The sequence below is a fragment of the Pseudodesulfovibrio hydrargyri genome, assembly GCF_001874525.1.
Taxonomy (GTDB): Bacteria; Desulfobacterota; Desulfovibrionia; order Desulfovibrionales; family Desulfovibrionaceae; genus Pseudodesulfovibrio; species Pseudodesulfovibrio hydrargyri.
On record NZ_LKAQ01000004.1, the window covers coordinates 1,276,043 to 1,299,492 of the forward strand.

Consider the following 23,450-nt stretch of genomic DNA (forward strand, 5'->3'; position numbering starts at 1 on the left):
CCGCCGATTAGTCGTGTTCCAGCACCCAGTCTCTGGAGAAATCCTTGACCTTGTCCGTCAGGTGCTCGCGGATCTTGGCCATCAGCCGGGCCTCGATCTGGCGGACGCGCTCCCTGGTGACGCCGTACTCCTCGCCGATCTCCCGCAGGGTCACGGGGTCGTCGGAGAGCAGCCTGCGGTCGAGGATGGCCACTTCCTTGTCGTTCAGGGAGGAGCGTATCTCCCTGATGTTGTCCAGGAGCAGGCCGACGATCTGGTCGTTGGCGATGGATTCTTCCACGCCCGGGGAGAGCGACGGCAGGAAGTCCATCCTGGTGGCGTCGGAATCCTCGCCCAGCGGGGTGTTCAGCGACATGTCGTTCTTGGACAGGCGCTGGTCCATCTCGTCGATCTCGGCCTCGGACACGCCGAGCCGCTCGCTCAGCGCCTCGGTCGAGGGGTCGAACCCCAGGGTCTGGAGGCGCTGGCGCTCCTTGTTCAGGTTGTAGAACAGCTTGCGCTGGGTCTGGGTGGTCCCTATCTTGACCATGCGCCAGTTGTCCATGATGTACTTCAGGATGTACGCCTTGATCCAGAAGGCCGCGTAGTAGGAGAACTTGATCCCCTTTTCCGGGTCGAACTTGGTCACGGCCTTGAGCAGGCCGACGTTGCCCTCCTGGATGAGATCCAGGCCGTTCTGCATCCAGCGGCGCTGGAAGTCCATGGCGATCTTGACCACCAGGCGCAGGTGCGAGGACACCAGCTTGAAGGCCGCGTCCTGGTCGTTGTCCTCCTGGACCCGCTTGGCCAGGGCGTATTCCTCTTCCGGCTCCAGCATGGGGAACCGGGCGATCTCCTTGAGATACAGCTGCAGCGGGTCGCGGATCCGGACCGCCTTGGAGGAAGGGGCGAGGTTCAGCGCCGGGAGCCTGTTCTCCAGCCCTTCGGCCTTGGCCGGGGCGTTGGGGGATATATCGGTGGCGTCGTCGTCAAGATCGTCCTCGTCAAAGCCGTCTTCGTCGAGATCCTCTTCGTCGAAGTCGTCTTCGGTGAAGTCGGTCTCCTCGAGATCGTCCTCGACGATCTCCGGTTCGACCACCGCTGTCGTTTTTTCAGATGTCATTGCTACGTTGGATGCGGCGCAAGGGCGCCCGGTTCAATACAAATATAAGAGCAAGAAAGCCACACTATAGATTTTGTCCGACCTTATCAATGATTTTCAGGCGAGGGCAACTTGTGCAAAACCCTGCGTGCACATGGCCCGCATCCGCCCGGACGGGCCGAGAAAAAAGCTTGATTTCCGGGCGGGCCGCCGCTATATCGAGATATCTTGATATAAGAATACATCGGCCCGCGCGCAAGCCCCGCCCCCGGCGGGGGCTGTCCAGGCCGCATGCCCGATCAGACGGAGGATACCAGTGCCCGATTTCAGGTCAATACTCGACGACGACAGAATCTATTATTTCGACGGCGGCTACGGCACCCTGCTGCAGAGCAGGGGACTGCCCGCCGGGCTCTCGCCCGAGCTCTGGGGACTCAAGGAGCCCGACGTCATCCGCGCCGTGCACCGGGACTATCTCGAGGCCGGGGCGAATATCCTGACCACCAACACCTTCGGCGGGTCCCGGCCCAAGCTCGGCCTGAACGCCGACCCGTACGAACTGAACCGGGCCATGACCGCCATAGCCCGCGAGGTGGCCGGGGACACCGCCTTCGTGGCCGCGTCCATCGGACCCACCGGGCACTTCGTCAAGCCCCTGGGCGAGATGACCTTCCGCGAACTGGTGGACATCTTCAAGGAGCAGATCGAAGGGTGCGTGGCCGGGGGCGCGGACCTGATCCTGGGCGAGACCCATTTCGACCTGGCCGAGGCCAAGGCCGTGGTCGTCGCCGCGCGCCTGGTCTGCGACCTGCCCGTGGCCATTTCCATGACCTTCGAGGGCGAGGCCTCCCTGACCGGCACCTCGCCGCTGACCTTTGTGGACACCATGCAGAACATGGGCGTGGAACTCATCGGCACCAACTGCTCGGCCGGGCCCGAACAGATGCGCAACACCCTGCGCGCCTGGGCCCCGCGCCTTCAGACCCCGACGTTCGCCGAGGCCAACGCGGGCTTGCCCGAGCTGGACGCGGACGGCAACACCGCCTTCCGTCTGCAGCCCGAGCCGTTCGCCGAGCAGGCCGCCCGGTTCGCTGACCTGGGGGCCAAGTTCATCGGCGGCTGCTGCGGGACCACGCCCGACCACATTCGCGCCCTGCGCAACCGGGTGGGCGACGCCGCCTGGAGGCGTCCGCGCAAGACCGACAACGCCCAGCTGGTCCTGACCTCGCGCGCGGTGTCCGTGCCGGTCGGCTTCGACCATCCCGGCGTGATCATCGGCGAGCGCATCAACCCCACGGGCAAGAAGCAGCTCACCGCCGAACTCCAGGAGTCTGTCTTTTCCGAAGCGCACCGCTTCGCCGCCGAGCAGGTGGAGCTGGGCGCGCCGGTGCTCGACGTCAACGTGGGCGCGCCCCTGGTCGACGAGGTCGAGCTGCTGCCCGAACTGATCACCTCCCTGCTGGGCCGGGTGACCACGCCCCTGTCCATCGACTCCAACGATCCGGCGGCCGTGGAGGCCGGGCTGTGGGCCTATCCCGGTTCACCGCTGGTCAACTCCATCTCCGGCGAGCCGGGCAAGATGGAGAGGCTCGGCCCCCTGTGCAAACTCTTCGGCGCGCCGTTCATACTCCTGCCCATCGTGGGCAACAAGCTGCCCGTGACCGCGGCCGAGCGCATCAAGGTCATCGAGGGCCTCCTGGCCCAGGCCGACGCGCTGGGCATCCCGCGCCGCCTGATCATGGTCGACGCCCTGGCCCTGACCGTCTCGTCCAAGCCCGAGGCGGCCCGCCACTCCATGGAGGTCATGCGCCACTGCCGCGACGAGTGGGGCTTGCCCACGACCATCGGCCTGTCCAATATCTCCTTTGGATTGCCGGCCCGCGAGCTGCTCAACTCCACCTTCCTGGCCCTGTCCATGGGCGCGGGGTTGTGCTCGTTCATCGCCAATCCCAACTCCGCGCGCATCCAGGAATCCCTGCACGCCGCCGAGGTCCTGCTCGACCGCGATCCCCAGGCCGCGCGCTACATCGACAAGTTCTCCGGCTGGGTCGGCGGGGGCGGGGCCCAGGCCGCGACCGGTCAGGCCGCCCCGTCCGGGACCGCCTCCATGCCGCCGGTCCAGGCCGCCGTGGTCAAGGGCGACAAGGACAACGTGGTCAGGCTGGTCGAGGCCGAGCTGGATGCGGGCGTGTCCGCCATGGACATCGTCAACGACCTGCTCATCCCCGGTATCCTCGTGGTCGGCGACAAGTACGAGACCAAGGAATACTTCCTGCCGCAGCTGCTTCAGTCCGCCGAGACCATGCAGACCGCCTTCCAGCGCCTCAAGCCGCTGCTCGAGGAGGACGGCGGGACGGGCTCCAGGCCCGTGGTCGTCATGGCCACGGTGGAGGGCGACATCCACGACATCGGCAAGAACATCGTCTGCCTGATGCTCAAGAACTACGGTTTCGAGGTCGTGGACCTGGGCAAGGACGTGCCCGCCGAAAGGATCGTGGACGCGGCCGCCGAACACGACGCGGCCATCATCGGCCTGTCCGCGCTCATGACCACCACCATGGTGCGCATGGAGGACACCGTCAGACTCGTGGCCGAGCGCAATCTTCGCGCAAAAGTCATCATCGGCGGGGCCGTGGTCACCGAAAAGTTCTGCAACGCCATCGGCGCCCACGGCTGGTCCACCGACGCCGTGGCCGCCGTCAAGCTGGCGCAGCGATTGACGCAGTAAACGCCTCCGGCGGCCGGGGAAGGGGAAAGGAAACCCTTTGAAAGGCTTCCTTTCCCCTTCCCCCGGACCCCCATCCCCCTTTCCTTCCCAAACTTTTTGTGGCCGCTTCGCGGGGCAGAGCGCACGAAACGGCCTTTTGCCCAGCCGTGAGGCGAGGCCCCGCCAACCTCCCCACCTGGAGCGATTCGGGTGCGCCGCACCCGACAGCGGCTCTCTCCGCCGCCCAACCGGTCTCGGCATAGGCTTTCGAGAGCCGCTCTTCAAGAAAGTTTCTTGACCAAGGGGGCGGTCAAATGTTTTGAGAGAGGGCCTCTCGCTTCAATTTGGCAATCAACTCTGGTAGAGTGTCCGAAACCCACTCCCGAGGTGCTTCATGAAAAAATTATGGCTCATCATCGCCCTGGCCCTGGGGCTTCTGGCCCTGACCGCCTGTTCGGGCGAATCCGGCGACGACGCCAAGACCGGCGGGGCGGCCATGGCCCCCTCCCACGCGGCGGTCGCCTCCACCGACGGCTCCCATCCCTTCATGGGCGTGGCCGAGCTCGACCAATATCTCAAGGCCAACGCGGGCAGGCCCACCATGCTCTTCTTCTGGGCCACCTGGTGCCCCTCCTGCAAGCAGCAGATTCCCGAGCTGGAGACGCTGCAAAAGGACAAGGGCGGCCAGATCAACCTCGTGGCCCTGTCCGTGGACGAGAGCGAGGGCGCGCTGGAGCGCTACCTGGACAAGCACCCCATGGACGTGCCCGTCTACTGGGGCAACCAGGACCTGGCCCGCGAGTTCCAGGTGGAGGCCATCCCCACCCTGGTCATCTTCGACAAGACCGGCAAAAAGATCTTCTCCCAGGCCGGGGTCTTCCCCGGCTCCATGCTCGGCGCCATGGCCGACAAACTGAACCAGTAGCGAACATGATCCGCAAGGCACGCATAGAAGACGTCAAGGCCATTCACGGGCTGCTCATGCTCACCGACCAGCATGACGGCCTGGTCCTTCCCCGGTCGTTCAGCCAGCTGTATTCGCATCTGCGCGACTTCCTGGTGGTCACGGACGACGAGGGGACCATCATCGGCTGTTGCGCCCTGAACATCATCTGGGACAACCTGGCCGAGATCCGCTCCCTGGTGGTCACCTCGACCCATCGGGGCAAAAACCTCGGCCGCAAGCTGGTCGAGGCCTGCCTGTCCGAGGCGGTCACGCTGGGCATCTACAAGGTCTACACCCTGACCGAGGTGCCCGGCTTCTTCGAGAAGGTCGGCTTCGCGCAGGAGGAGATGGACACCCTGAACCAGAAGATATTCCTGGACTGCCTCAACTGCCCGAGGTTCCCGGACCACTGCAACGAAGTGGCCATGATCATCAACCTGTAATCCCGGACAGCGCAATGGCACACAAACTCACCCCGTTCATCACCGCAGAGCAGATCGCCGGGCGCAACGTGGAACTCGGCCGGGAGATCACCGCGTCCTACTCGGGCGACAAGCCCCTGGTCTGCATCTGCGTGCTCAAGGGCGCGTTCCTCTTCTTCGCGGACATCATCCGCAGGATCGACCGCGAGATCGAGATCGACTTCGTCCGTCTGGCCAGCTACGGCTCGGCCACGTCCCGGTCCGAGGACATCGTCTTTTCCAAGGACCTCGAGATCTCCATCGAGGGCAAGGACGTCCTGGTCATCGAGGATATCGTGGACACCGGCCACTCCATGGATTTCCTGCTCCACGTGCTCAGGCGGAGAAATCCAAAGAGTTTGAAAATTTGTGCGCTTATTGATAAGCATGAGCGACGGGAAAAAGCCGTGACCGTCGATTTCGCCGGTTTCAAGCTGAGCGACGGGTTCATCGTCGGCTATGGCCTGGACTATGACGAGCGGTACAGGGAATTGGGCGGAATCTTCGAACTGTCCAACGAGTCTTAGAGCCAACTAACCGGATTTTCTGGAGATCTTGCTATGATCGTCACCTGCCCGAATTGCGAGACCAGCTACAACCTGCCCGATGAGAAGGTTCCGGCCACCGGGGCCAAGGTCAAGTGCTCCAAGTGCGCGCACGTCTTCAAGGTCGAGGTGCCCCCGGCGGCGCCCGAAGACGAATTCGAGGCCCTGCTCGAGGACGACGGCAGCGACGCGGGCGAGCGGTTCGACGAGACCTTCGACGACGTGGCCGCCGGTGCGGCCGAGGCCGCGGGCCTGGCCGAAAAGGCCGCTCCTCCGGCGGCCGACCCGGCCGACGAGGTCGTGGAGGAGATGTCCGGCGCGGACGATCTCTTCGACGGCGCGGACGAGGAGCCCGAGGCGGAGGAGCCCGGCGAAGACGCTCTCGGCGGGGACGAGGACGACCTGTTCGCCGACTTGGGAGGCGAGCCCGGCGATGACGGCGAGTCCGGCGATCTGTTCGCGGACGAGCCCGACGAGGGCGAGGACTCCGACGACCTGTTCGCCGACGGAGGCGACGAGGACGACGGTGATCTTTTCGAGGACGACGACGAGGCCGAGACCGACGACTCCCGTGCCCTGTTCGAGGCTGACGAGGACGAGGAGCCGGACGCGGACGAGCCCGTGAGCGGCCTGGGCGGCAGCCTGGAGCTCGACGAGGAGCCGGAGCCCGGCGGACGCAAGTCCCTGGGCTGCCTGATCGTCCTGCTCGTCCTGGCGGTGGGCATCGGCGCGGCCATCTATTTCCGGGTCTGGTCCTACGCGGGCGTGGACCTGGCCGACATGCTCAAGAACGTGCCCTTCGTGGGTCAGATGTTCATGGAGAAGACCGGCGGCGACGAGGAGGCGGCTCCGGGCGAGTCCCCGGCCGAGCGCGTGCGCAAGATCGAGCTCAAGAACGTCAAGCAGTACTACGTGGCCAACGAGAAGGTGGGCAACCTGTTCGTGGTCGAGGGCAAGGCGGTCAACAAGTTCTCCAAGCCCAAGGAGCGGATCAAGGTTGAGGTCATCCTCTATGACGCGGCCAACAACGTTCTGACCTCCCAGTCCTTCCTGTGCGGCAACGTGCTCTCCCAGTTCCAGCTCCAGGTGCAGACCGAAAAGGAGATCTCGGACGGCCTGGCCTCGGACGTGGGCATATTGTCCAACAACACCTTCATCCGGCCCGGCGCGTCCACGCCGTTCATGGCCGTGTTCTTCACGCCGCCCGAAGGGGTCAAGGAGTTCATGGTCAAGGTGGTGGACGTGGGCGACCCGCAGTAGGGGAGGCCGAGGGCCGGAAAATGGAAAAACCAGCGGGTGGATGGCGTCATCCACCCGCTTTTTTACCTCCACGGAACAAAAAACGGGATATTTTTCACATTTTCCCTGCGTGTGGTATATAACATGGCGGAACAACGGGCATTATGGCCGATATTGAAAGCGCGAAAAAGACCCGCCATTTCTTAAAAATACGTTGACGGGAATTGACGGCGTGTGCTACTCCTCCTCCACTTGTGAAGGATTGCACGAAATGCCGATACAGGGTTTTTGACAGCCGTGGGCGAGCGTGAAAAACAATCTTCGCGAGGTGCGAACATGCTCTTTTCAAAAGACGATCGAGTGGTGCAGATCACCCAGTTGGGTGGCACCGCCGGAACGATGGGACTGCACATCGTCTCGGCCACCGTCGTCGGCCTGACCATCGGGTATTTCCTGGATGACTATTTCGGGACCGGACCCTGGTTGCTGATGATCTTCTTTTTCCTGGGGATCATCGCCGGGTTCAAGATGATTTTCGAGGATTTCCGACGTCTCCAGAGACGGGAAGAAGCAAGAAAAGCAAGTTCTTTGAAACAGGACGGAGAAGAGAGTGCTGGGCAGGATGAACCAAAGGCTTGAGCGGCTGCTCGTCAGGAGCGGCTTCACCAAACCGGACGTACGCATCGTTGTCCGCAATCAGATTTATGTGTCGCTGGGGACCTCTCTAGTGATCATGCTGGTAACACTTTTTTCCCGGTGGTCCCTGGCCTATCTGGCGGGGGCGGTCATCGCCCTGGTCAACTTCTGGACACTCGCCCGCGTGACCCAGTCGTTGGTGTACGACCAGAAGAGGGGACCATATCTACTGTTTGTCATATTCATGGGAAAAATGACTCTGAGCGGGCTGGCCCTCTGGTGGCTGATCGGAGTCGAACGGGTTCCCCACTGGGGGTTGATAACGGGTCTGGGCACCGTGGTGGTCAACATTACGGCAACGGGCCTGAGTCAGTTGGGGAAGAAATAGCCGAGCTGCTTTAAGGAGGCTTCGATATGGGTTTCGCAGGTGGATTGCCGCATCCTCTCTTGTACATGGACATGCTGAAAGGCATCGGCCACTGGGGCGCGCACGTTGAACAGGCCCTGGGCGTGGAGAGCATAAACCACGTCCTCTACATGTGGCTGGTCATGGCCATCATTCTCGGTCTGGGGCTGATGGTCCGCAGCCGGTTGCAGCTGGTGCCCGGCGGCATGCAGAACGTGTTCGAGACCATCATCGGCGGGCTGGAGGACTTCGTGGTCGCCAACCTGGGCGAGGAAGGCCGCCAGTTCATGCCTCTTCTCATCACGATTTTCCTGTTCATCCTCGGGATGAACTGGATCGGCCTGGTGCCCGGCTGCGACGCGCCCACCGCGAACATCAATACGCCGGCGGCCATGGCCATCATCGTTTTCTGTTTCTACCAGTTCGTGGGCATCAAGAAATGGGGTGCCGGGTACATCAAGCACTTCATGGGCCCGGTCGGCTTTCTGGCCCCGCTGATGCTCATCCTCGAACCCATCTCTCACCTCGCCCGCCCGCTCAGCCTGACGCTCCGTCTCTTCGGCAACATCCGCGGCGAGGAAATCGTCCTGATCCTGATGTTCTTCCTGGCGCCGATCCTCGGCTCCCTGCCGATGTACTTCCTGTTCGTCCTGGCGAAGACCATTCAGGCTTTCATCTTCTTCATGCTGACCATGCTGTACCTGCAGGGTGCCATCGAGCACGCTCACTAGAGGAAGACCGCTTAACTTGGGGAAATGGTCCTTGGACCAAAACAATATTACGATCCATTTTGGAGGATTACATGAAAATCGCTAAGATTCTGTTCACCACCCTGGCTATGGTCCTGGTTGCTTCCGTCGCTTTCGCCGCCGAAGGCGCCGACCCGGTCATGTCCGCCAAGGCTTACGCCACCGCCATCGGCATGGGCATCGCCGCCGGTCTGTGCGGCATCGGCCAGGGCATGGGCGTGAAGGGCGCCTGCGAAGGCATCGCCCGCAACCCCGAAGCCGGTGGCCAGCTGTCCACCACCCTGATCCTGGGCCTGGCCTTCATCGAGTCCCTGGCCATTTACGCCCTGGTCGTCAACCTGATCCTGCTCTTCGTCGTCTAGTTTCAGGTCCACGAAAAGCTTTTGAAGGGGAGGCTTCGGCCTCCCTTTTTCAGCCTCTTTCATGTTAAGAATTTCACATGGCTAGGCCCATCTTGACCGGAAAGAGCACCAAGATATGAAAAGCGAACACATCCCCAAAGCGACCATCGGACGGCTTGCCGTCTACATTCAGGTCCTCGAAAATCTGCTGCGGGACGGCAACGAGGTCATCTCCTCGGAACGCCTGGCCCGGGCCTGCTCGGTCAACTCGTCCCAGATCCGAAAGGATCTTGCTTATTTTGGTGAATTCGGCGTGCGCGGCGTGGGGTACTACGTCCAGGAGCTGATCACCTCCATCAAGCAGTCGCTGGGCATCGACCGGCAGTGGAAGTGCGCCTTGATCGGCGTGGGCAACATGGGCAGCGCGCTGCTCAGGCATCACGATTTCGAAAAGCGCGGGTTCAAGATCTGCGCTGCCTTCGACTGCGATCCGGACAAGATCGGGCTCGAGTTCGAGGGCATGGAGATCGTCTGCCCCACGCACCTCAAGGAGCAGGCCCCCGAACTCAACCTCGAGATCGGCATCATCGCCACGCCGCCGGATCGCGCCCAGCGCGCGGCCAACCACCTGGTGGAGGCCAACATCCGGGGCATCATCAACTTCGCCCCGTCGAGGATCAATGTGCCCAAGCACATCCCGGTGGAGTATGTGGACTTTTTTGACCACCTATACTCCATCGCGTTCCAGATAACCCTCGGCAACGACTAGGTTCGGGATCGCGGGGTTCGGCCCCGCGCCTTTTTTGGAGAGCGCGCCTTTGGCGCGCACTTTGTGCTGTGTGCGGTGCAGGGCGCTTTTTCAGTGCCGGGAGGAAGTTGGGCTCGTCATGTTGCGTAAGAGCGTGCCTGCGGCACGTGAGAGCCGCTGCCGGACGTGAACGTCCGAGCCGTTTCCACCGCGCTTGCACCACAGCGCATTTTTTGCTTCCTTTTTTCTGCGCCAGCAAAAAGGGAAGTCGCCGTAAAGTCGAAACACAATGTTGGGAGGAGAGCCAAAGGCCCGGGCGCGGATGCGCGGACGATTCCCCGAGCTCGTCCCTCTTCCCGCGAGCTTCGAGCCTGGCCCCGGCCAACCGCCGCCAACAAAAAGCCCCGGCAAGCATAAAGCTGGCCGGGGTGTTGCCGTTGGTATCCGGTTCCGGGCTAGGCCTTGAAGCGGTAGCCCACCCCTCGGATGGTCTCGATCCAGGAGGCATAGGGGCCGAGCTTCTGGCGCAGCCTGCGCACATGGGTGTCCACGGTGCGGGAGTAGCCCTCGAAGTGGGTGTCCCAGACCGTGTCGAGCAGATTGTCGCGGGTCTGGACCTTGCCCGCGCCGGACACGAGCACGGTCAGGAGCTTGAACTCCGTGGCCGTGAGCGCGGTCTCCTCGCCGTCGATGGTGATCTGGTGCGCCTCGAAGTCGATGCGCAGCCCCTCGCGCTCCCACAGCTTGGGGGCGTTGGGCTCGGGCGCGCCGTAGCGGCGCAGGATCGCCTTGATGCGCAGGACCAGCTCGCGCGGGGAAAAGGGTTTGACCACGTAGTCGTCGGCCCCGAGTTCCAGGCCCACGATCTTGTCCACCTCCTCGCCCTTGGCGGTGAGCATGATGACCGGGATGCGGGCCATGGCCGGGTCGCCCTTGAGTTGGCGGCAGACCTCCAGGCCATCGGTGCCGGGCATCATCAGGTCGAGCAGGATGATGTCGGGCTTGAAGGCATGGGCCAGGTTGAGGCCGAGTTGGCCGTCCTCGGCGGCGGCCACGTCGAATCCGGCGGCGGTGAGGTTGTATTTCAGCAGTTCACGCGTGTCTCTGTGGTCTTCGACCACCAGGATTTTCTGGGCTGACACTGTTGACTCCTTTCGGTGTGATGGGACTGCTATACCCCATGTCTGTAACAATCAGTGTTACATATGGGCAACAATTTCGCAACTTGGCATCCCCGCGGCATCGTTTCGGAAACGACGAACAGCCGGGAACGGGCCTTCCGGGTAACCGGTTGAATTCATGTGCCAACAATCTCGCGGACGGGCATAAAGCGGATCGCCGGCGCGGCCGATAAGTAGGCATCGACCGGAACCATCAAGCCTTATCGGAGCGCGCCGCATGTATTACCACGGATTCGACAAGAAGTTTCCCTCGGGCAGCAAGTACTGGACCTTGTACGACGACCAGCTCATCGGCATGCTCTTCTCCAAGATCGTGAACAAGACCGTGAGCGTGGAGACGGACGGCGCGAGCCGCGAGGGCATGGTCGACGAAATGGTCCAGAACCTGTTCGACCTCTGCTTCTACATCAACAAGGATTTTCACGACTGCTGACCGCTCCGCGAAACAGGTGTGAACAGCCCGGTTATCCGGGCTTTTTTGTGCCGTCGGAAGGGTAATAATTGACTCCGGCGCGGACTTGGGCAAAAGTCACTACCGTCGGAAGACTCTTGGCGATAGCCTGAACCGGGGGACCCATCCATGCACATGCAATCCAAGCTGACCGCGAGCTACGTCGCCATCGGTCTGATCTGCTGCCTGACTGTCGTATTCATCGCACGGGATATCATCCGGAGCGATTTCAGGGACTATGTACTGCGGGAGGAATTCTCGCTGTTCCGCGCCGATCTGGCGGACTACGCCGCCCGCTACGGCGGCCTGGACCGGGCCATGCACATGGCCCCGTTCAGCACCTTCGCGGCCCCGACCGACCCGACCAGGCGGTGGCAGGGCCAGCCGTTCCGCTTCCTGGTCATGGACCGGGCGGGAGTCGTCCTTTTCCCGGCGGACGGATACAAGGCCGGGGAGACCGTGTCCGGCGAGGTCCTGGCAACGGCGAAGCCCGTGACCGTGGACGGCAAGGTGGTGGCCTTGGCCGCGCACACGGGGCTTGAGCGCATGGTCGCCGAAGACGCGGCCTTTCTGGGCATGGCCGACGCGTCCCTGGCCGTAGGCACGGCGGTCGCGGCCGCGCTCGCCGTGCTCCTGGGCCTGGCCCTGGGGTGGCGGCAGTCCGGTCCGCTCAAGGAAGTGATCCGGTCCTTGCGCGCCCGGTGCGGCATGGAGGGCGAGGATGCCTGCATGACGGTGCCCGCGGACGAGGACCTGGCCGAGCTGGCCGAGGCGTACAACGCCATGCGCGAGGAAGCGGCCCGCTGCCGTTTCGAAATGAACGAGCTGTCCGTGCTCGACCCCCAGACCAACCTGTACAACCGCCGCCATTTCGACGAGCAGGCCCGACAGTTCTTCGAGAGCGCCAAGCGCTACGAACAGCCCATGTCCATCGTGATGGGCGACCTGGATCACTTCCGGGTCCTGAACGAGACCTTCTCCCGCGAGGTCGGGGACATGGTCCTGGAAAAGGTGGCCGAACTGATCGTCGCCAATACCCGCAAGAGCGACGTGGTCGCCCGGTACGGGGGCGAGGAGTTCGTGGTCCTGTTCACCCACACCGCCCGCGACAAGGCGGCCATCGCCTGCGAGAACATCCGCCGCGCCGTGGAGGAATATCCCTGGGGCGAATTCCACTCCGACCTCAAGGTGACCATCTCCATGGGGCTGGCCGACAACGCGGACACGGACAGCGCCGCGTCCATGGTCGCCCGCGCCGACCAGTACCTGTCCGCGGCCAAGGCGGGCGGCAGGAACCAGCTGGCCGGGGCCGAGTAGGCCGGGCCAACTGGGTTTTCGCCGAGAGAAAATCAGGTTTTGAAGGCCGCTTCGCGGCGTTTGTCGGGTGACTTCGCCTTGATTCGCCCCGTCCTGGGGCTCACCCCTTCGGGGCGCCGGGAAGCCCGGCGTCCAAATCCGCTGTCCTACGGATTTGTCGGCGGGCAGCACCAGCTCTTAGGCGAGTCATCGGGCCTTAGAGATAGCGACAGCAGCGATAGGGTTCGCACCCTTGCATCCCGATTATGCGCCTTCGGCGCGCGTACATTCTATTTCAGGCAGAGGGTCACGGCTTTAATGACGTCGGCCACGTCGTCGTCGGTCAGTTTGGCGGACAGCGGCAGGCTCAGGGTCTCGCGGCCCAGTGCCACGGCGTGGGGGGTGTCCTCGAGCTTCCAGCCGTAGCGCTCCCGGTAGTAGGGGTGCTCGGGCACGGCCAGGTAGTGGACGCCCGCGCCGATGTTCTCCTTGGTCAGCCGGACCAGGAACTGGTCGCGGTCCAGCCCGCAGGCCACGGGGTCGATCATCAGGGTGTACAGGTGCCGGGCGTGGCGGGTGCCGGGTTCTTCCGGGGCCGGGGTGCCCACGGGCAGGGCGCGGAACGCCTCCTGGTACATGTCCCAGATCTCGCAGCGGCGCTTGAAATTCTCCTCCACCCGGTTCAGCTGGTGGATGCCGATGGCCGCCTGGATGTCCATCATGTTGTATTTGAACCCGGCGTGGATCACCTGGTAGTGCTTGTATCCCTCGTCCGAGAACCGCTTCCAGGCGTCGGCCGACATGCCGTGCAGGCCGAGCACCTTGATGTCCTGGATGTCCGCCTCGTCGCGGGCGATGACCATGCCGCCCTCGCCGGTGCAGACGTTCTTGGTCACGTAGAACGAGAAGCAGCCGAAATCGCCGAAGGTGCCCGCGTGCCGCCCCTTGTAGGTGGTCTCGATGGCGTGGGCGCAGTCCTCGACCACCTTGAGGCCGTGCTCGCCCGCGATGGCCATGATCGGGTCCATGTCGCAGGACCGGCCCGCGAAGTGCACGGGCAGGATGGCTTTGGTGCGCGGAGTGATCTTTTCGCGGACGCGGTCCGGATCGATGTTCTGGGTGACCGGGTCCACGTCCGCCAGCACCGGCGTGCCCCCGGCGTGGATGATGGCGTTGACCGAGGCGCAAAAGGTCAGCGGGGTGGTGATGACCTCGTCGCCGGGCTCGAGCCCCAGGGCCACCAGGGAGAGGTGCAGGGCGGCCGTGCACGAGTTGCAGGCCGCGGCGTGGGATGCCCCGACATAGGCGGAAAAGTCCTTCTCGAACCGGGCCACCTTGGGGCCGGTGCCGAGCCAGCCGGACCGCATGGAGGCCGCGACCTCGTCTATCTCCTCCTGCTCGATGCGCGGCGCGCCGAAAACCAGAAAATTATCCTTGGAACGAACGGGCATGTCCGTATTCTCCTTGTGTGGGTTGCGTGTGGCGTGGTTTAGCAGATTCCGGCCGGGGGGTAAACGTTGACCGCAACGCCCGACGTCGGTATCCAATACGGGTCGACTCCAAACCTGACAAGAGGCCCCCGTGGATTTTCTCCTTTTCCTCATGGCCGTGGTGCCGTCCGCCGTGCTGCTCTGGCTGTTCGTGTCGAACGACAAGTATCCGGAACCGGCCGGGGCCCTGATCTCGTCCTTTCTTCTCGGTGCGCTCATCGTCCTGGGCATCTACCTGCTCTATCCCTTCCTCGTCCTGGTGGACTCGGGCGTGCCCCCGGACAATCCCTACCTGACGGGCGCGATCCAGGCCTTTCTCCTGGCGGCCCTTCCCGAGGAGGGCTTCAAGCTCATCGTCCTGCGGCGCTACTGCGTCAACCATCCGGCCTTTGACGAGCCCATGGACGGCATCGTCTACGGCGTGACCGTGTCCCTGGGCTTCGCCACGGCCGAAAACCTGCTCTTCGTTCTGGACGGAGGGGTGCACGTGGCCGTGGGCCGGGCGTTCCTGGCCGTGCCGTGCCACGCCATGGTCGGCGCGGTCATGGGTTACCACGTGGGGCTGGCCGCCTTTTCGCGCGGCGAGCGCAGCGGGCTCTACGTCAAGGCGCTGCTGCTGGCCATCCTCTTCCACGGGTTGTACGACTTTGCGCCCCTGATCTTGCGCAACGCCCAGGCCATGGGCATTGCCATCCCCTCGTCCGTGTCGCTGGGCCTGAACGTCCTGTTCGGCGCGGTCATCTTCGTCATGGTCCGGTACGTGGCCGTGCTGACCCGGTCCATGAAGGCCATCCAGCGCGAGCAGGCACCCCCGAGTTTCGGCTTCAGCCGGGTCATGCCCAACCGGGTGCGCAACCCTGACCCGGCCGTGCGGCGCAGCCGGGTCAGGCGGTGGATCAAGGCGTACAAGGACGAGACCGCGCCCATGGACCTGCTCTTCTCCGCCCTGTGCCTGGCGGGCGTGTTCTGCGCCCTGGCCGGAGCGGCCCACATGGGCGCGCCGGAAGACCCGATGTCGCGCATCTCCCTGGCCGTGGCCGTGGTCTTCTTCGTCTACGGCATCGGCTTCGCGGCGCGCGGCATGGGCAAGCTCACGGTCAAGCTCCTCCGGGAGCGGAACGGCCGATGACGATCGGGTGACGTCCGGGCGCGCAGGTTGCGCTTTGGCAGCCCATTGGCTATATAGCTCCCCCGGCCCAATCCCGGGCCGCTGAAACACATCTGATACGAGGTGCCGCAGTGATCAGACCAGATTTCGAAAAGATGAACGGACTTGTGCCCGCCATCGCCCAGGACGCCGAGACCGGCGAGGTCCTGATGATGGCCTACATGAACGAAGCTTCATGGGATAAGACGTTGGAGACCGGCGAGGCCCACTACTGGAGCCGCAGCCGTCAGGAGCTATGGCATAAGGGCGGTACCTCGGGCCATACGCAGAAGGTGAAGTCCATCCGCATTGACTGCGACGACGACACCTTGGTACTTCTGATCGAACAGATCGGCGGCGCGGCCTGCCACAAGGGCTACCGCTCCTGCTTCTACCGCGAACTCAAGGACGGCGTGGTCGGCGAATGCTCGCCCCTCGTCTTCGACCCCAAAGAGGTATATAAGAAATGAGTGAACAATTCCTTCGACTCGGCGTTCCCAAAGGCTCCCTCCAGGACGCCACCCTCAAGCTGTTTGAAAAGGCCGGTTGGAAGATCAAGCTGCACGAGCGCAACTACTTTCCGGATATCGACGACGACCGCATCAAGTGCTCCCTGGCCCGCGCCCAGGAGATGTCCATGTACGTGGAGAACGGCACCTTCGACGTCGGCCTGACCGGCATGGACTGGATCCGCGAGAACAAGTCCGACGTGGTCGTGGTCGACGACCTGATCTACTCCAAGGTCAGCAACCGCAAGGCCCGCTGGGTCCTGTGCGTGCGCGGCGACTCCCCGTACAAGCGGCCCGAGGACCTGGACGGCAAGAAGATCTCCACCGAGCTGATGGGCTTCACCAAGGAGTACTTCGAGTCCCAGGGCATCAACGTGGACGTCTCCTTTTCCTGGGGCACCACCGAGGCCAAGGTGGTCGAGGGGCTGTGCGACGGCATCGTCGAGATCACCGAGACCGGCACGACCATCAAGGCCAACGGCCTGCGGATCATCGCCGAGCTGATGCAGACCAACACCCAGATCATCGCCAACAAGGACGCCTGGGCCGACCCCAAGAAGCGCCAGCTCATCGAGGAGATCAACATGCTCCTGCAGGGCGCCCTGCGCGCCGGCAAGATGGTCGGGCTGAAGATGAACCTGCCCAAGGACAAGCTGGCCGAGCTCAACGGCACGCTCCCGTCCCTCAACTCCCCCACCGTGGCCGAGCTCCAGGACCCCAACTGGCTGTCCGTCGAGGTCATGGTCGAGGAAAAGATCGTCCGCGAACTGATCCCCAGGCTGGTCGGCTTCGGCGCCGAGGGCATCATCGAGTATCCGCTCAACAAGGTCATTTAAACGGACTGCCCCTGTTTTTGAAAGAACGGGCCGGGGGAAGCGTTGCTTCTCCCGGCCTTTTTTTATTGTCCGCGCATCCGCGTTCGGGCTTTGGGCTGTTCTCCTTACTGTGTGTTTCGCCTTTACGGCGACTTCCTTTTTTGCTGGCGCAGAAAAAAGGAAGCAAAAACTGCGCTGTGGTGCGAACGCGGCGGAAGCGGACCCAAGAGCCCGTAGGCGGCTCTCGCTGGCCGGATCGAAGGTCTGCTGCGCAGACGCGATCCGGCCGACGCTTCGCCGCCGGAGACGGGCTCTAGGGGCCGCTTCCGATTACCGCCCTGCGTAAGAGAGGATTGGGTTGTCGCCTATAGCCCGGCGTAAGGCTTGGCAGGAATTCCTTCCTGTGTCCCCTGGAGCGAATCGGATGCTTTGTCCGACAGCGGATTTCTATCGTCATGCACCGAGGCACGCATAACCGAGCCCCACCACCACTCTTTCCTTCACCCAAACGAGCCCTTGATCGGGGGATTAGAAGCTGACGGTGAGGGGCGGCGGCTCTTCGATTCAGAGCGAGCGTAGCGAGCCTTGAATCGGGAGCCGACCCGAATCAGCTTCTTATCCCCCGATCTCCGGGCGGCCGTCCCACACTCCAAGGCCCTTTTTCCCGTCTATTTTTTGGGGCCAGCAAAAAAATGGACCCCGCCGGGAGGGCATGGAGCATCGTGCAGGGGCGAAGCCCCGCACAGCGGCTCCCGCGCCGCAGGCGCGTTCTTCTCCTCCTTTTCGCCCAAGGTCAGGAAGCGGCCGCCTTCCCCCGCTTCCTGACCTTGAGATTCATGAACTCCACGAACAGGGAGAAGGCCATGGCGAAGTAGATGTAGCCCCGGTCGATGTGCTTGTGCATGCCCTCGGCCATGAGGAAGATGCCGACCAGCAGGAGGAAGGAGAAGGCGAGCATCTGCACCGTGGGGTGGGCGGACACGAACCTGGAGACCGGCCCGGCGAACAGCAGCATCACCGCCACGGCAATGACGATGGCCGCGATCATGACCGTCAGGTGCTGGGCCATGCCCACGGCGGTGATGACCGAATCCAGCGAGAAGACCATGTCCAGGAGCACGATCTGGACGATGGCTCCCGCGTAGGAGTGCGCGGCCCGGGCCGCGCCCCCGCCCGTGGGCGGCCCTTCGAGCTTGTCGTGGATTTCGTGGGTGGCCTTGGCCAGCAGGAACAGGCCGCCGGTCAGCAGGACCACGTCCCGGCCCGAGACCGCATGGCCGAACACGGTGAACAGCGGGGCGGTCAACCCCATGATCGCCGAAATGGCCAGCAGCAGGGCGATGCGGGTGACCATGGCCAGGCCGATGCCCAGCCGCCGGGCCGTGTCCCGCGAGGCCTCGGGCAGCTTGTTGGTGACCACCACCACGAAGACGATGTTGTCGATGCCGAGCACGATCTCGAGCCCGGCCAGGGTGACCAGGGCGATGAGGTTTTCCAGGGTCCACAATCCTTCGAACATGACGCTCCCTCGGTCGGGGTTACTGTGGCTTTATTGGTTTGGTTTCCCGGGAGGATAAATCAGGAATTGAAGGCCGCTTCGCGGCGTTTCACTGGTGATTCCGCCTTGATTCGCCCCGTCCTGGGGCTCACCCCTTCGGGGCGCCGGGAAGCCCGGCGTCCAAATCCGCTGTCCTACGGATTTGTCGGTGGGCAGCACTGGCTTTTAGGCGAGTCCTCGAGCCCTAGAGATAGCGACAGCAGCGATAGGGCTCGACCCCTTGCATCCCTTTCTTGCGCCTTCGGCGCGTCTCTTTTCAATGGTGACACTATGAGGAATGCCGGGCGTGAAATCAATCGGCCTGGGTTGCTTCGGCCGCGTACAGGCCGACCCAGCCGTCCATGAAGGTCCGTTCCAGCCGCGCGGACAGACCGGCATGGGCCAGGAGGGGGACCGCGCCGCCGCCCGCCATATACTCCAGGAAGCGGGCGTGGTGGCCGCGCCCGGCCAGCCGCTCCACCAGGCGGATGGCCCGGCCCGTGAGCCAGGATTGGCCCGGCCCGGTGGGCAGGTAGTCGGCGATAAGGATCGGGCCGCCCGGCCGGACCACGCGGCGCGCCTCGGCCAGGATGGCGCGGGCCGTGTGAAGCGGCTTTTCGTGCAGGGCGAAGCTGATGGCCGCGCCGTCAAAATCGTCGTCGGGCAGGGGCAGGGCGCTGGCGTCGGCCAGGATGTATTCCGCGCCGGGCCGCCTGGCGCGGGCCACGGCGAGCATATGCGGCGACAGGTCCGCTCCGGTCACGGCCAGGCCGCGCTCCAACGCCTGCCCGGCCAGCAGGCCGGTGCCGCAGCACAGGTCCAGGACGGTCCGGGCGGTCCGGGCCAGACGTTCGGCCATGGCTCGATGGATGGGGCGCAGGGGGCGGCCCACAAGCGGATCGTAGAGTCGTGCGATGCGGCCGTATTCATCCATGGATCAGGGCGTGTCGGACTTGAGGATGTGCCGGATGCGCTCCTCGGACAGCCCGTATTTCCTGAATATGGCCGCCAGTTCGCCGGACGCGGCCATTTCCGCCATGCGTTTGTCGAAGATGTCGCGCAGGCGGTACCCCTCGGCATTGGGGGCGAAGACCGGGACCACGTCCAAGCTCATGAACCGGGAGAAGCCGAACTCGGTCAGGGGCAGGCCGGTCTCCCGGATGGCATCCTTGAGCATGCTTTCCTCGCCCACGACGTACCGCGCGTGCCCCCGGTCGAGCATGTGGATGGCCGAGGTCCGGTCGTAGGTGGTCTGCGGCCGGATGGGCACGGGCAGCAGCTGCTGGAAGTCGAAGCCGTACAGGTGGGCGACCTTCTGGTTCGTCAGGTCCTTGATTCCGGAGAATCCGTCGGCGGCGATATAGGCCACGGACAGGTCGCAGGCGGCGATCACGGACCGTGCGGGAGCGGCCCGTTTTGTCTCGCCCTTGCTGGACAGGCTGCACTGGATGCGTCCCTCGGCCAAGTCGCCCCGGGCGCGCAGGTAGGGCATGTCCTTGTAGACCAGGTCGTACCCGGCCGGGGCCAGCGCGGCCCGGAGCACTTCGGTGACGTACCCGGAGTCGTCGGCGCTGACCGCATAGCCTGCCTCCGGCATGCCGAAGACGCAGACGGGCACCGCGTCCCAGTTGTCCGCAGCCGCGTCGGAAACAGGGGCCGCGCCGGCCGCGGCGAGCCGCGCGGCCAGGAACAGGGCGAACAGGGCGCCGGTGAATATCCGCAGAGGGTTCATGGGCATGATTTATAGCATCCCCGAAGAAGCAAGTCACCCCCTTGTCCGGTGCCGGATCGGACCAAGGCGGGGGGATTGGACGGCCCTTCGGCAATCATGCTACCCAAGGGAAATCACAGGGGGAAAGCATGAAATTCACCGGGGTCAATCTGCTCGATGAACTGGAACGGCGGGAGATGGCGGACCTGCGCGCGGTCTTCCGCGGGCGGTCCGTGGCCAAGGGCGAGGTCGTGTTCCGGCCGGACGGGGCCGAGGACCTGGTCTTCGTGGTGGCCAAGGGCAGGGTGCGGGTCTACCTGGCCTACGAGGACAAGGAGTTCACCCTGGCCATCCTCAATCCCGGCGACCCCTACTCCACGCACTCCGGGTGCTACATCCAGGCCCTGGAGGACGGCGAGCTGCTGGTCACGGACGTGCGCTCGGTCAAGCGCTGCATGGCCGAGATTCCGCTCTTCACCCGGACCATGGTCCGCGTCCTGGGCCACATCCTGCGCAATTCCTTTTCCATCATCGGCGGCCTGGCCTTCAAGGACATCTACAACCGGCTCATGGACTACATCCTGAGCGAGGCGCGGAGTTCGGGCACGCCCGAGGGCGGCGGCCGGCTGCTCAGCCTGAACCTGACCATCGAGCAGCTCTCCCAGCTTATGGGGGCAACCCGCCAGACCGTGTCGACCCTGCTCAACGACATGGAGCGGGCCGGGCTGATGGAAAAGCGCGGGCGCGGCGTCTATTTCATCCCCGACCTGGACGCTCTGGCCAAGGCGGCCGGGGATGACCCGAAGTGATCTAATCGAACCAGTTGGTTATGCGCTCATAGACCGGCCCGCTGACGACGAGTTCGCCGCCCGCCGGGAAATCTCCTCTCCAGAAGCGGGCCCTGGTGTTGATCGCCCGGAGAACGTCCCTGGCCTTTTTTTCCGATATGTCGAGCTCGCCCACGATGTCGGCGACCGTGAAGGTGAAGGGGGTGCCGTCGGAATAGCCTTGCCGCATGAAGTCCAGAGCCCCTTTGATGTCGTGGTGTTTCGCCATTGTCTTTCTCTCCTCGGTACGATTTGTAAGGTGATGTCCGTTCGTCGCGTTTCCCCTGCCGATATTTTTAAACCCAGCCTAAGTCACTTGGGGCAATGTGTCACCTTTGAACTCGCGGATTTCCGCGAATTGATCCGTCCGGATCCGTGCGCGTCGCTTTTCGCGTGAACGATTTTCCACATATTCACACCTGGGCGCCCGAATTGGCTCGTTTTCGGCTCGATTTTTAAAAAATCATCCTCGGAACCCCCTTTTTCGACGTCATTTTTTCACTGAACCCGGGTTTTCCGCCTGTTTTGTCGGACATCCGACATACAGGATCGCGTTGATCTGGTAGGCTAAAATCCACTATCGGCATCACCAATTGTACGGCCGGGGGGTTGCTTCAATCAGACCCGGCAAAAAGGGATAGGAGGTACATTTTGGCCAAAGAACCGAGACCTATTGAAGAACTGTCTATTTGGGACGACGCCAAGGCCATGCTGAAAAAAGCCCGCGCCGAAGGCATCCAGACCGTGCACGACCGGCTGGACCGGCAGACCCCGCACTGCAAATTCTGCGAGTTGGGCACCACCTGCCGCAACTGTACCATGGGCCCCTGCCGGGTCAGCGAGAAGAACCCGCTCGGTGTGTGCGGGGCCGATGCGGACGTCATCGTGGCCCGCAACTTCGGCCGGTTCGTGGCCGGCGGCGCGGCCGGGCACTCGGACCACGGCCGCGACCTCATCGAGGTCCTGGAGGCCATCGTCGAAGGCGAGACCTCGGACTACAAGATCACCGAGGAGAACAAGCTGCGCGCCATCGCCGGTGAGGTCGGCATCAAGACCGACGGCCGCCCGACCATGGATGTGGCCCGCGACGTCATGGAGTGCTTCTTCGCGGACTTCGGCTCGCGCAAGAAGGAGGTCTCCTTCCTGTCGCGCGTGCCAAAGGTGCGCAAGGACAAGTGGGCCGGGCTCAAGATGATCCCGCGCGGCGTGGACCGCGAGATCGCGGAGATGATGCACCGCACCCACATGGGCTGCGACAACGACGCGCCCAACACCATGATCCACGCGGCCCGCACGGCCCTGGCCGACGGCTGGGGCGGGTCCATGATCGGCACCGAACTGTCCGACGTCATCTTCGGCGTGCCCACGCCCAAGATGTCCACGGCCAACCTGGGCGTCATCAAGGCCGACAAGGTCAACCTCCTGGTCCACGGGCACAACCCCGTGGTCTCCGAGATGATCCTGGCCGCGGCCCGCGACCCCGAGCTGCTCGCCCGGGCCAAGGAACTGGGCGCGACCGGCATCAACGTGGCCGGGCTGTGCTGCACCGGCAACGAACTGCTCATGCGCCAGGGCATCCCCATGGCGGGCAATCACCTGATGACCGAGCTGGCCATCATCACCGGCGCGGTCGAGGCCATCGTGGTCGACTACCAGTGCATCATGCCGTCGCTGGTTCAGGTCTCCGGCTGCTACCACACCAAGTTCATCGACACCGCAAACAAGGCGCGCTTCTCCGGGGCCATCCACTTCGACTTCCAGCCCAAGACCGCCATGAAGCAGGCCAGGGAGATCGTGTCCATCGCGGTGGAGGCCTTTGCCCAGCGCGACGCGGGCCGGGTGGACATCCCCTGCGAGCCCGTCGAGATCATGACCGGCTTCTCCAACGAGGCGGTCACCGCCGCCCTGGGCGGCTCCCTGGATCCGCTGGTCCAGGCCATCGCCGCGGGCGACATCCGGGGCGCGGTCGGCATCGTGGGCTGCAACAACCCCAAGATCAAACAGGATTCCCTGAACGTGAAGCTCGCCGAAGAGCTGATCAAGAAGGACATCCTCGTGCTCGTCACCGGCTGCGTGACCACGGCCGCGGGCAAGGCCGGACTGCTCGTGCCCGACGCCATCGAAAAGGCCGGGCCGGGCCTGAAAAAGGTCTGCGGAGCCCTCGGCATCCCGCCGGTCCTGCACTACGGCTCCTGCGTGGACAACGCCCGCATCCTGCAGCTCTGCGCGGCCCTGGCCAACGCCCTGAACGTGGACATCTCGGACCTGCCCGTGGGCGCCTCCTCGCCCGAATGGTACTCCGAGAAGGCCGCCGCCATCGGCCTCTACGCCGTGGCCTCGGGCATCTACACCCACCTCGGCCATCCGCCGAACATCCTCGGCTCGGAAACGGTCACCAACCTGGCCGTGTCCGGACTCGAAGACCTGGTCGGCGCGACCTTCTTCATCGAAGGGGATATGGTCAAGGCGGCCGACATGTTCGACGAACGCATCAAAACCAAACGCAAGGCCCTCGGCCTGAGCGAGTAGGGGATGCCTCCGGCGGCCAGAGGGGAAACTTTTGAAAAAGTTTCCCCTCTGGACTCCCCTTCAAAACTTTTTGTATGCGCATCCGCGCGTGCGGAGGG

General features: G+C 63.8%; 24 protein-coding genes. 17 read left to right on the forward strand and 7 right to left on the reverse strand.

Annotation, left to right across the window (positions count from 1 at the left end; translation table 11 throughout):
* Positions 1-7: 7 nt before the first annotated feature.
* Complete coding sequence (locus BerOc1_RS10360) at positions 8-1,102, reverse strand: sigma-70 family RNA polymerase sigma factor (RefSeq protein WP_071545625.1); 1,095 nt, start codon at positions 1,100-1,102, stop codon at positions 8-10.
* A gap of 295 nt (positions 1,103-1,397) precedes the next feature.
* On the opposite strand from BerOc1_RS10360, the gene BerOc1_RS10365 reads away from it, so the two are divergent.
* The 10 genes from BerOc1_RS10365 to BerOc1_RS10410 all read left to right on the forward strand — a co-directional run bounded on the left by BerOc1_RS10365 (position 1,398) and on the right by BerOc1_RS10410 (position 9,880).
* The gene (locus BerOc1_RS10365; protein ID WP_071545626.1) at positions 1,398-3,809 is read left to right on the forward strand and encodes a homocysteine S-methyltransferase family protein; all 2,412 of its coding nucleotides are present in this window, start codon (positions 1,398-1,400) and stop codon (positions 3,807-3,809) included.
* Positions 3,810-4,182: 373 nt separating this feature from the next.
* The gene (locus BerOc1_RS10370) at positions 4,183-4,713 is read left to right on the forward strand and encodes a TlpA family protein disulfide reductase (protein WP_071545627.1); all 531 of its coding nucleotides are present in this window, start codon (positions 4,183-4,185) and stop codon (positions 4,711-4,713) included.
* A 5-nt stretch (positions 4,714-4,718) separates the two neighbouring features.
* A complete protein-coding gene (locus BerOc1_RS10375) occupies positions 4,719-5,177 on the forward strand; it encodes an N-acetyltransferase (RefSeq protein WP_071545628.1) in 459 nt (152 codons plus the stop codon).
* A 14-nt stretch (positions 5,178-5,191) separates the two neighbouring features.
* On the forward strand, positions 5,192-5,722 hold the full coding sequence (gene hpt / locus BerOc1_RS10380; protein ID WP_071545629.1) for a hypoxanthine phosphoribosyltransferase: 531 nt from the start codon (positions 5,192-5,194) through the stop codon (positions 5,720-5,722).
* Between the two features lie 33 nt (positions 5,723-5,755).
* Positions 5,756-7,000, forward strand: a complete 1,245-nt coding sequence (locus BerOc1_RS10385; protein WP_071545630.1) for a DUF3426 domain-containing protein — start codon at positions 5,756-5,758, stop codon at positions 6,998-7,000.
* A 276-nt stretch (positions 7,001-7,276) separates the two neighbouring features.
* Positions 7,277-7,618 (forward strand): AtpZ/AtpI family protein, encoded by a 342-nt coding sequence (locus tag BerOc1_RS10390; protein ID WP_371912957.1) that lies wholly within the window; start codon positions 7,277-7,279, stop codon positions 7,616-7,618.
* Positions 7,590-8,003, forward strand: a complete 414-nt coding sequence (locus BerOc1_RS10395) for an ATP synthase subunit I (RefSeq protein WP_084641372.1) — start codon at positions 7,590-7,592, stop codon at positions 8,001-8,003. The genes BerOc1_RS10390 and BerOc1_RS10395 overlap by 29 nt, the downstream gene beginning before the upstream one ends.
* Positions 8,004-8,029: 26 nt before the next feature.
* Positions 8,030-8,752, forward strand: coding sequence for a F0F1 ATP synthase subunit A (gene atpB, locus BerOc1_RS10400; protein WP_071545632.1), 723 nt, complete (start codon positions 8,030-8,032; stop codon positions 8,750-8,752).
* A 71-nt stretch (positions 8,753-8,823) separates the two neighbouring features.
* On the forward strand, positions 8,824-9,132 hold the full coding sequence (locus BerOc1_RS10405; protein WP_071545633.1) for an ATP synthase F0 subunit C: 309 nt from the start codon (positions 8,824-8,826) through the stop codon (positions 9,130-9,132).
* Between the two features lie 115 nt (positions 9,133-9,247).
* A complete protein-coding gene (locus BerOc1_RS10410; protein ID WP_071545634.1) occupies positions 9,248-9,880 on the forward strand; it encodes a redox-sensing transcriptional repressor Rex in 633 nt (210 codons plus the stop codon).
* Positions 9,881-10,314: 434 nt separating this feature from the next.
* Here the strand turns inward: BerOc1_RS10410 and BerOc1_RS10415 are convergent, their stop codons facing one another.
* Complete coding sequence (locus BerOc1_RS10415) at positions 10,315-11,001, reverse strand: response regulator (RefSeq protein ID WP_071545635.1); 687 nt, start codon at positions 10,999-11,001, stop codon at positions 10,315-10,317.
* 256 nt (positions 11,002-11,257) lie between these two features.
* Here BerOc1_RS10415 and BerOc1_RS10420 point away from each other — a divergent pair, with 256 nt between their 5' ends.
* Both BerOc1_RS10420 and BerOc1_RS10425 read left to right on the forward strand, forming a co-directional pair.
* Positions 11,258-11,473 (forward strand): hypothetical protein, encoded by a 216-nt coding sequence (locus BerOc1_RS10420; protein WP_071545636.1) that lies wholly within the window; start codon positions 11,258-11,260, stop codon positions 11,471-11,473.
* 147 nt (positions 11,474-11,620) lie between these two features.
* Complete coding sequence (locus BerOc1_RS10425; RefSeq protein WP_071545637.1) at positions 11,621-12,808, forward strand: GGDEF domain-containing protein; 1,188 nt, start codon at positions 11,621-11,623, stop codon at positions 12,806-12,808.
* Positions 12,809-13,077: 269 nt separating this feature from the next.
* Here the strand turns inward: BerOc1_RS10425 and BerOc1_RS10430 are convergent, their stop codons facing one another.
* Positions 13,078-14,238: a DegT/DnrJ/EryC1/StrS family aminotransferase gene (locus BerOc1_RS10430; protein WP_071545638.1), complete on the reverse strand. Its 1,161-nt coding sequence runs from the start codon at positions 14,236-14,238 to the stop codon at positions 13,078-13,080.
* 130 nt (positions 14,239-14,368) lie between these two features.
* Here BerOc1_RS10430 and BerOc1_RS10435 point away from each other — a divergent pair, with 130 nt between their 5' ends.
* From BerOc1_RS10435 to hisG, 3 genes are all read left to right on the forward strand, one after another.
* A complete protein-coding gene (locus BerOc1_RS10435) occupies positions 14,369-15,406 on the forward strand; it encodes a PrsW family glutamic-type intramembrane protease (protein ID WP_071545639.1) in 1,038 nt (345 codons plus the stop codon).
* 110 nt (positions 15,407-15,516) lie between these two features.
* Positions 15,517-15,894 carry a phosphoribosyl-AMP cyclohydrolase gene (gene hisI, locus BerOc1_RS10440; protein ID WP_071545640.1) on the forward strand — a complete coding sequence of 126 codons (378 nt, stop codon included), beginning with the start codon at positions 15,517-15,519 and terminating at the stop codon, positions 15,892-15,894.
* Positions 15,891-16,769: an ATP phosphoribosyltransferase gene (gene hisG, locus BerOc1_RS10445; RefSeq protein WP_071545641.1), complete on the forward strand. Its 879-nt coding sequence runs from the start codon at positions 15,891-15,893 to the stop codon at positions 16,767-16,769. The genes hisI and hisG overlap by 4 nt, the downstream gene beginning before the upstream one ends.
* A 772-nt stretch (positions 16,770-17,541) precedes the next feature.
* On the opposite strand, the gene BerOc1_RS10450 is transcribed toward hisG, so the two are convergent.
* From BerOc1_RS10450 to BerOc1_RS10460, 3 genes are all read right to left on the reverse strand, one after another.
* Positions 17,542-18,267: a TerC family protein gene (locus BerOc1_RS10450; RefSeq protein ID WP_071545642.1), complete on the reverse strand. Its 726-nt coding sequence runs from the start codon at positions 18,265-18,267 to the stop codon at positions 17,542-17,544.
* Between the two features lie 331 nt (positions 18,268-18,598).
* Positions 18,599-19,219: a class I SAM-dependent methyltransferase gene (locus BerOc1_RS10455; RefSeq protein ID WP_071545643.1), complete on the reverse strand. Its 621-nt coding sequence runs from the start codon at positions 19,217-19,219 to the stop codon at positions 18,599-18,601.
* Between the two features lie 3 nt (positions 19,220-19,222).
* Positions 19,223-20,023, reverse strand: coding sequence for a substrate-binding periplasmic protein (locus tag BerOc1_RS10460; protein WP_071545644.1), 801 nt, complete (start codon positions 20,021-20,023; stop codon positions 19,223-19,225).
* Positions 20,024-20,145: 122 nt separating this feature from the next.
* On the opposite strand from BerOc1_RS10460, the gene BerOc1_RS10465 reads away from it, so the two are divergent.
* Positions 20,146-20,805, forward strand: coding sequence for a Crp/Fnr family transcriptional regulator (locus BerOc1_RS10465; RefSeq protein ID WP_071545645.1), 660 nt, complete (start codon positions 20,146-20,148; stop codon positions 20,803-20,805).
* A 1-nt stretch (position 20,806) separates the two neighbouring features.
* Here BerOc1_RS10465 and BerOc1_RS10470 read toward each other — a convergent pair whose 3' ends face one another.
* Positions 20,807-21,052 (reverse strand): hypothetical protein, encoded by a 246-nt coding sequence (locus BerOc1_RS10470; protein ID WP_071545646.1) that lies wholly within the window; start codon positions 21,050-21,052, stop codon positions 20,807-20,809.
* Between the two features lie 422 nt (positions 21,053-21,474).
* Between BerOc1_RS10470 and cooS the strand changes: the two genes are divergently transcribed.
* Positions 21,475-23,352: an anaerobic carbon-monoxide dehydrogenase catalytic subunit gene (cooS, locus tag BerOc1_RS10475; protein ID WP_071545647.1), complete on the forward strand. Its 1,878-nt coding sequence runs from the start codon at positions 21,475-21,477 to the stop codon at positions 23,350-23,352.
* The last annotated feature ends 98 nt before the right edge of the window (positions 23,353-23,450 follow it).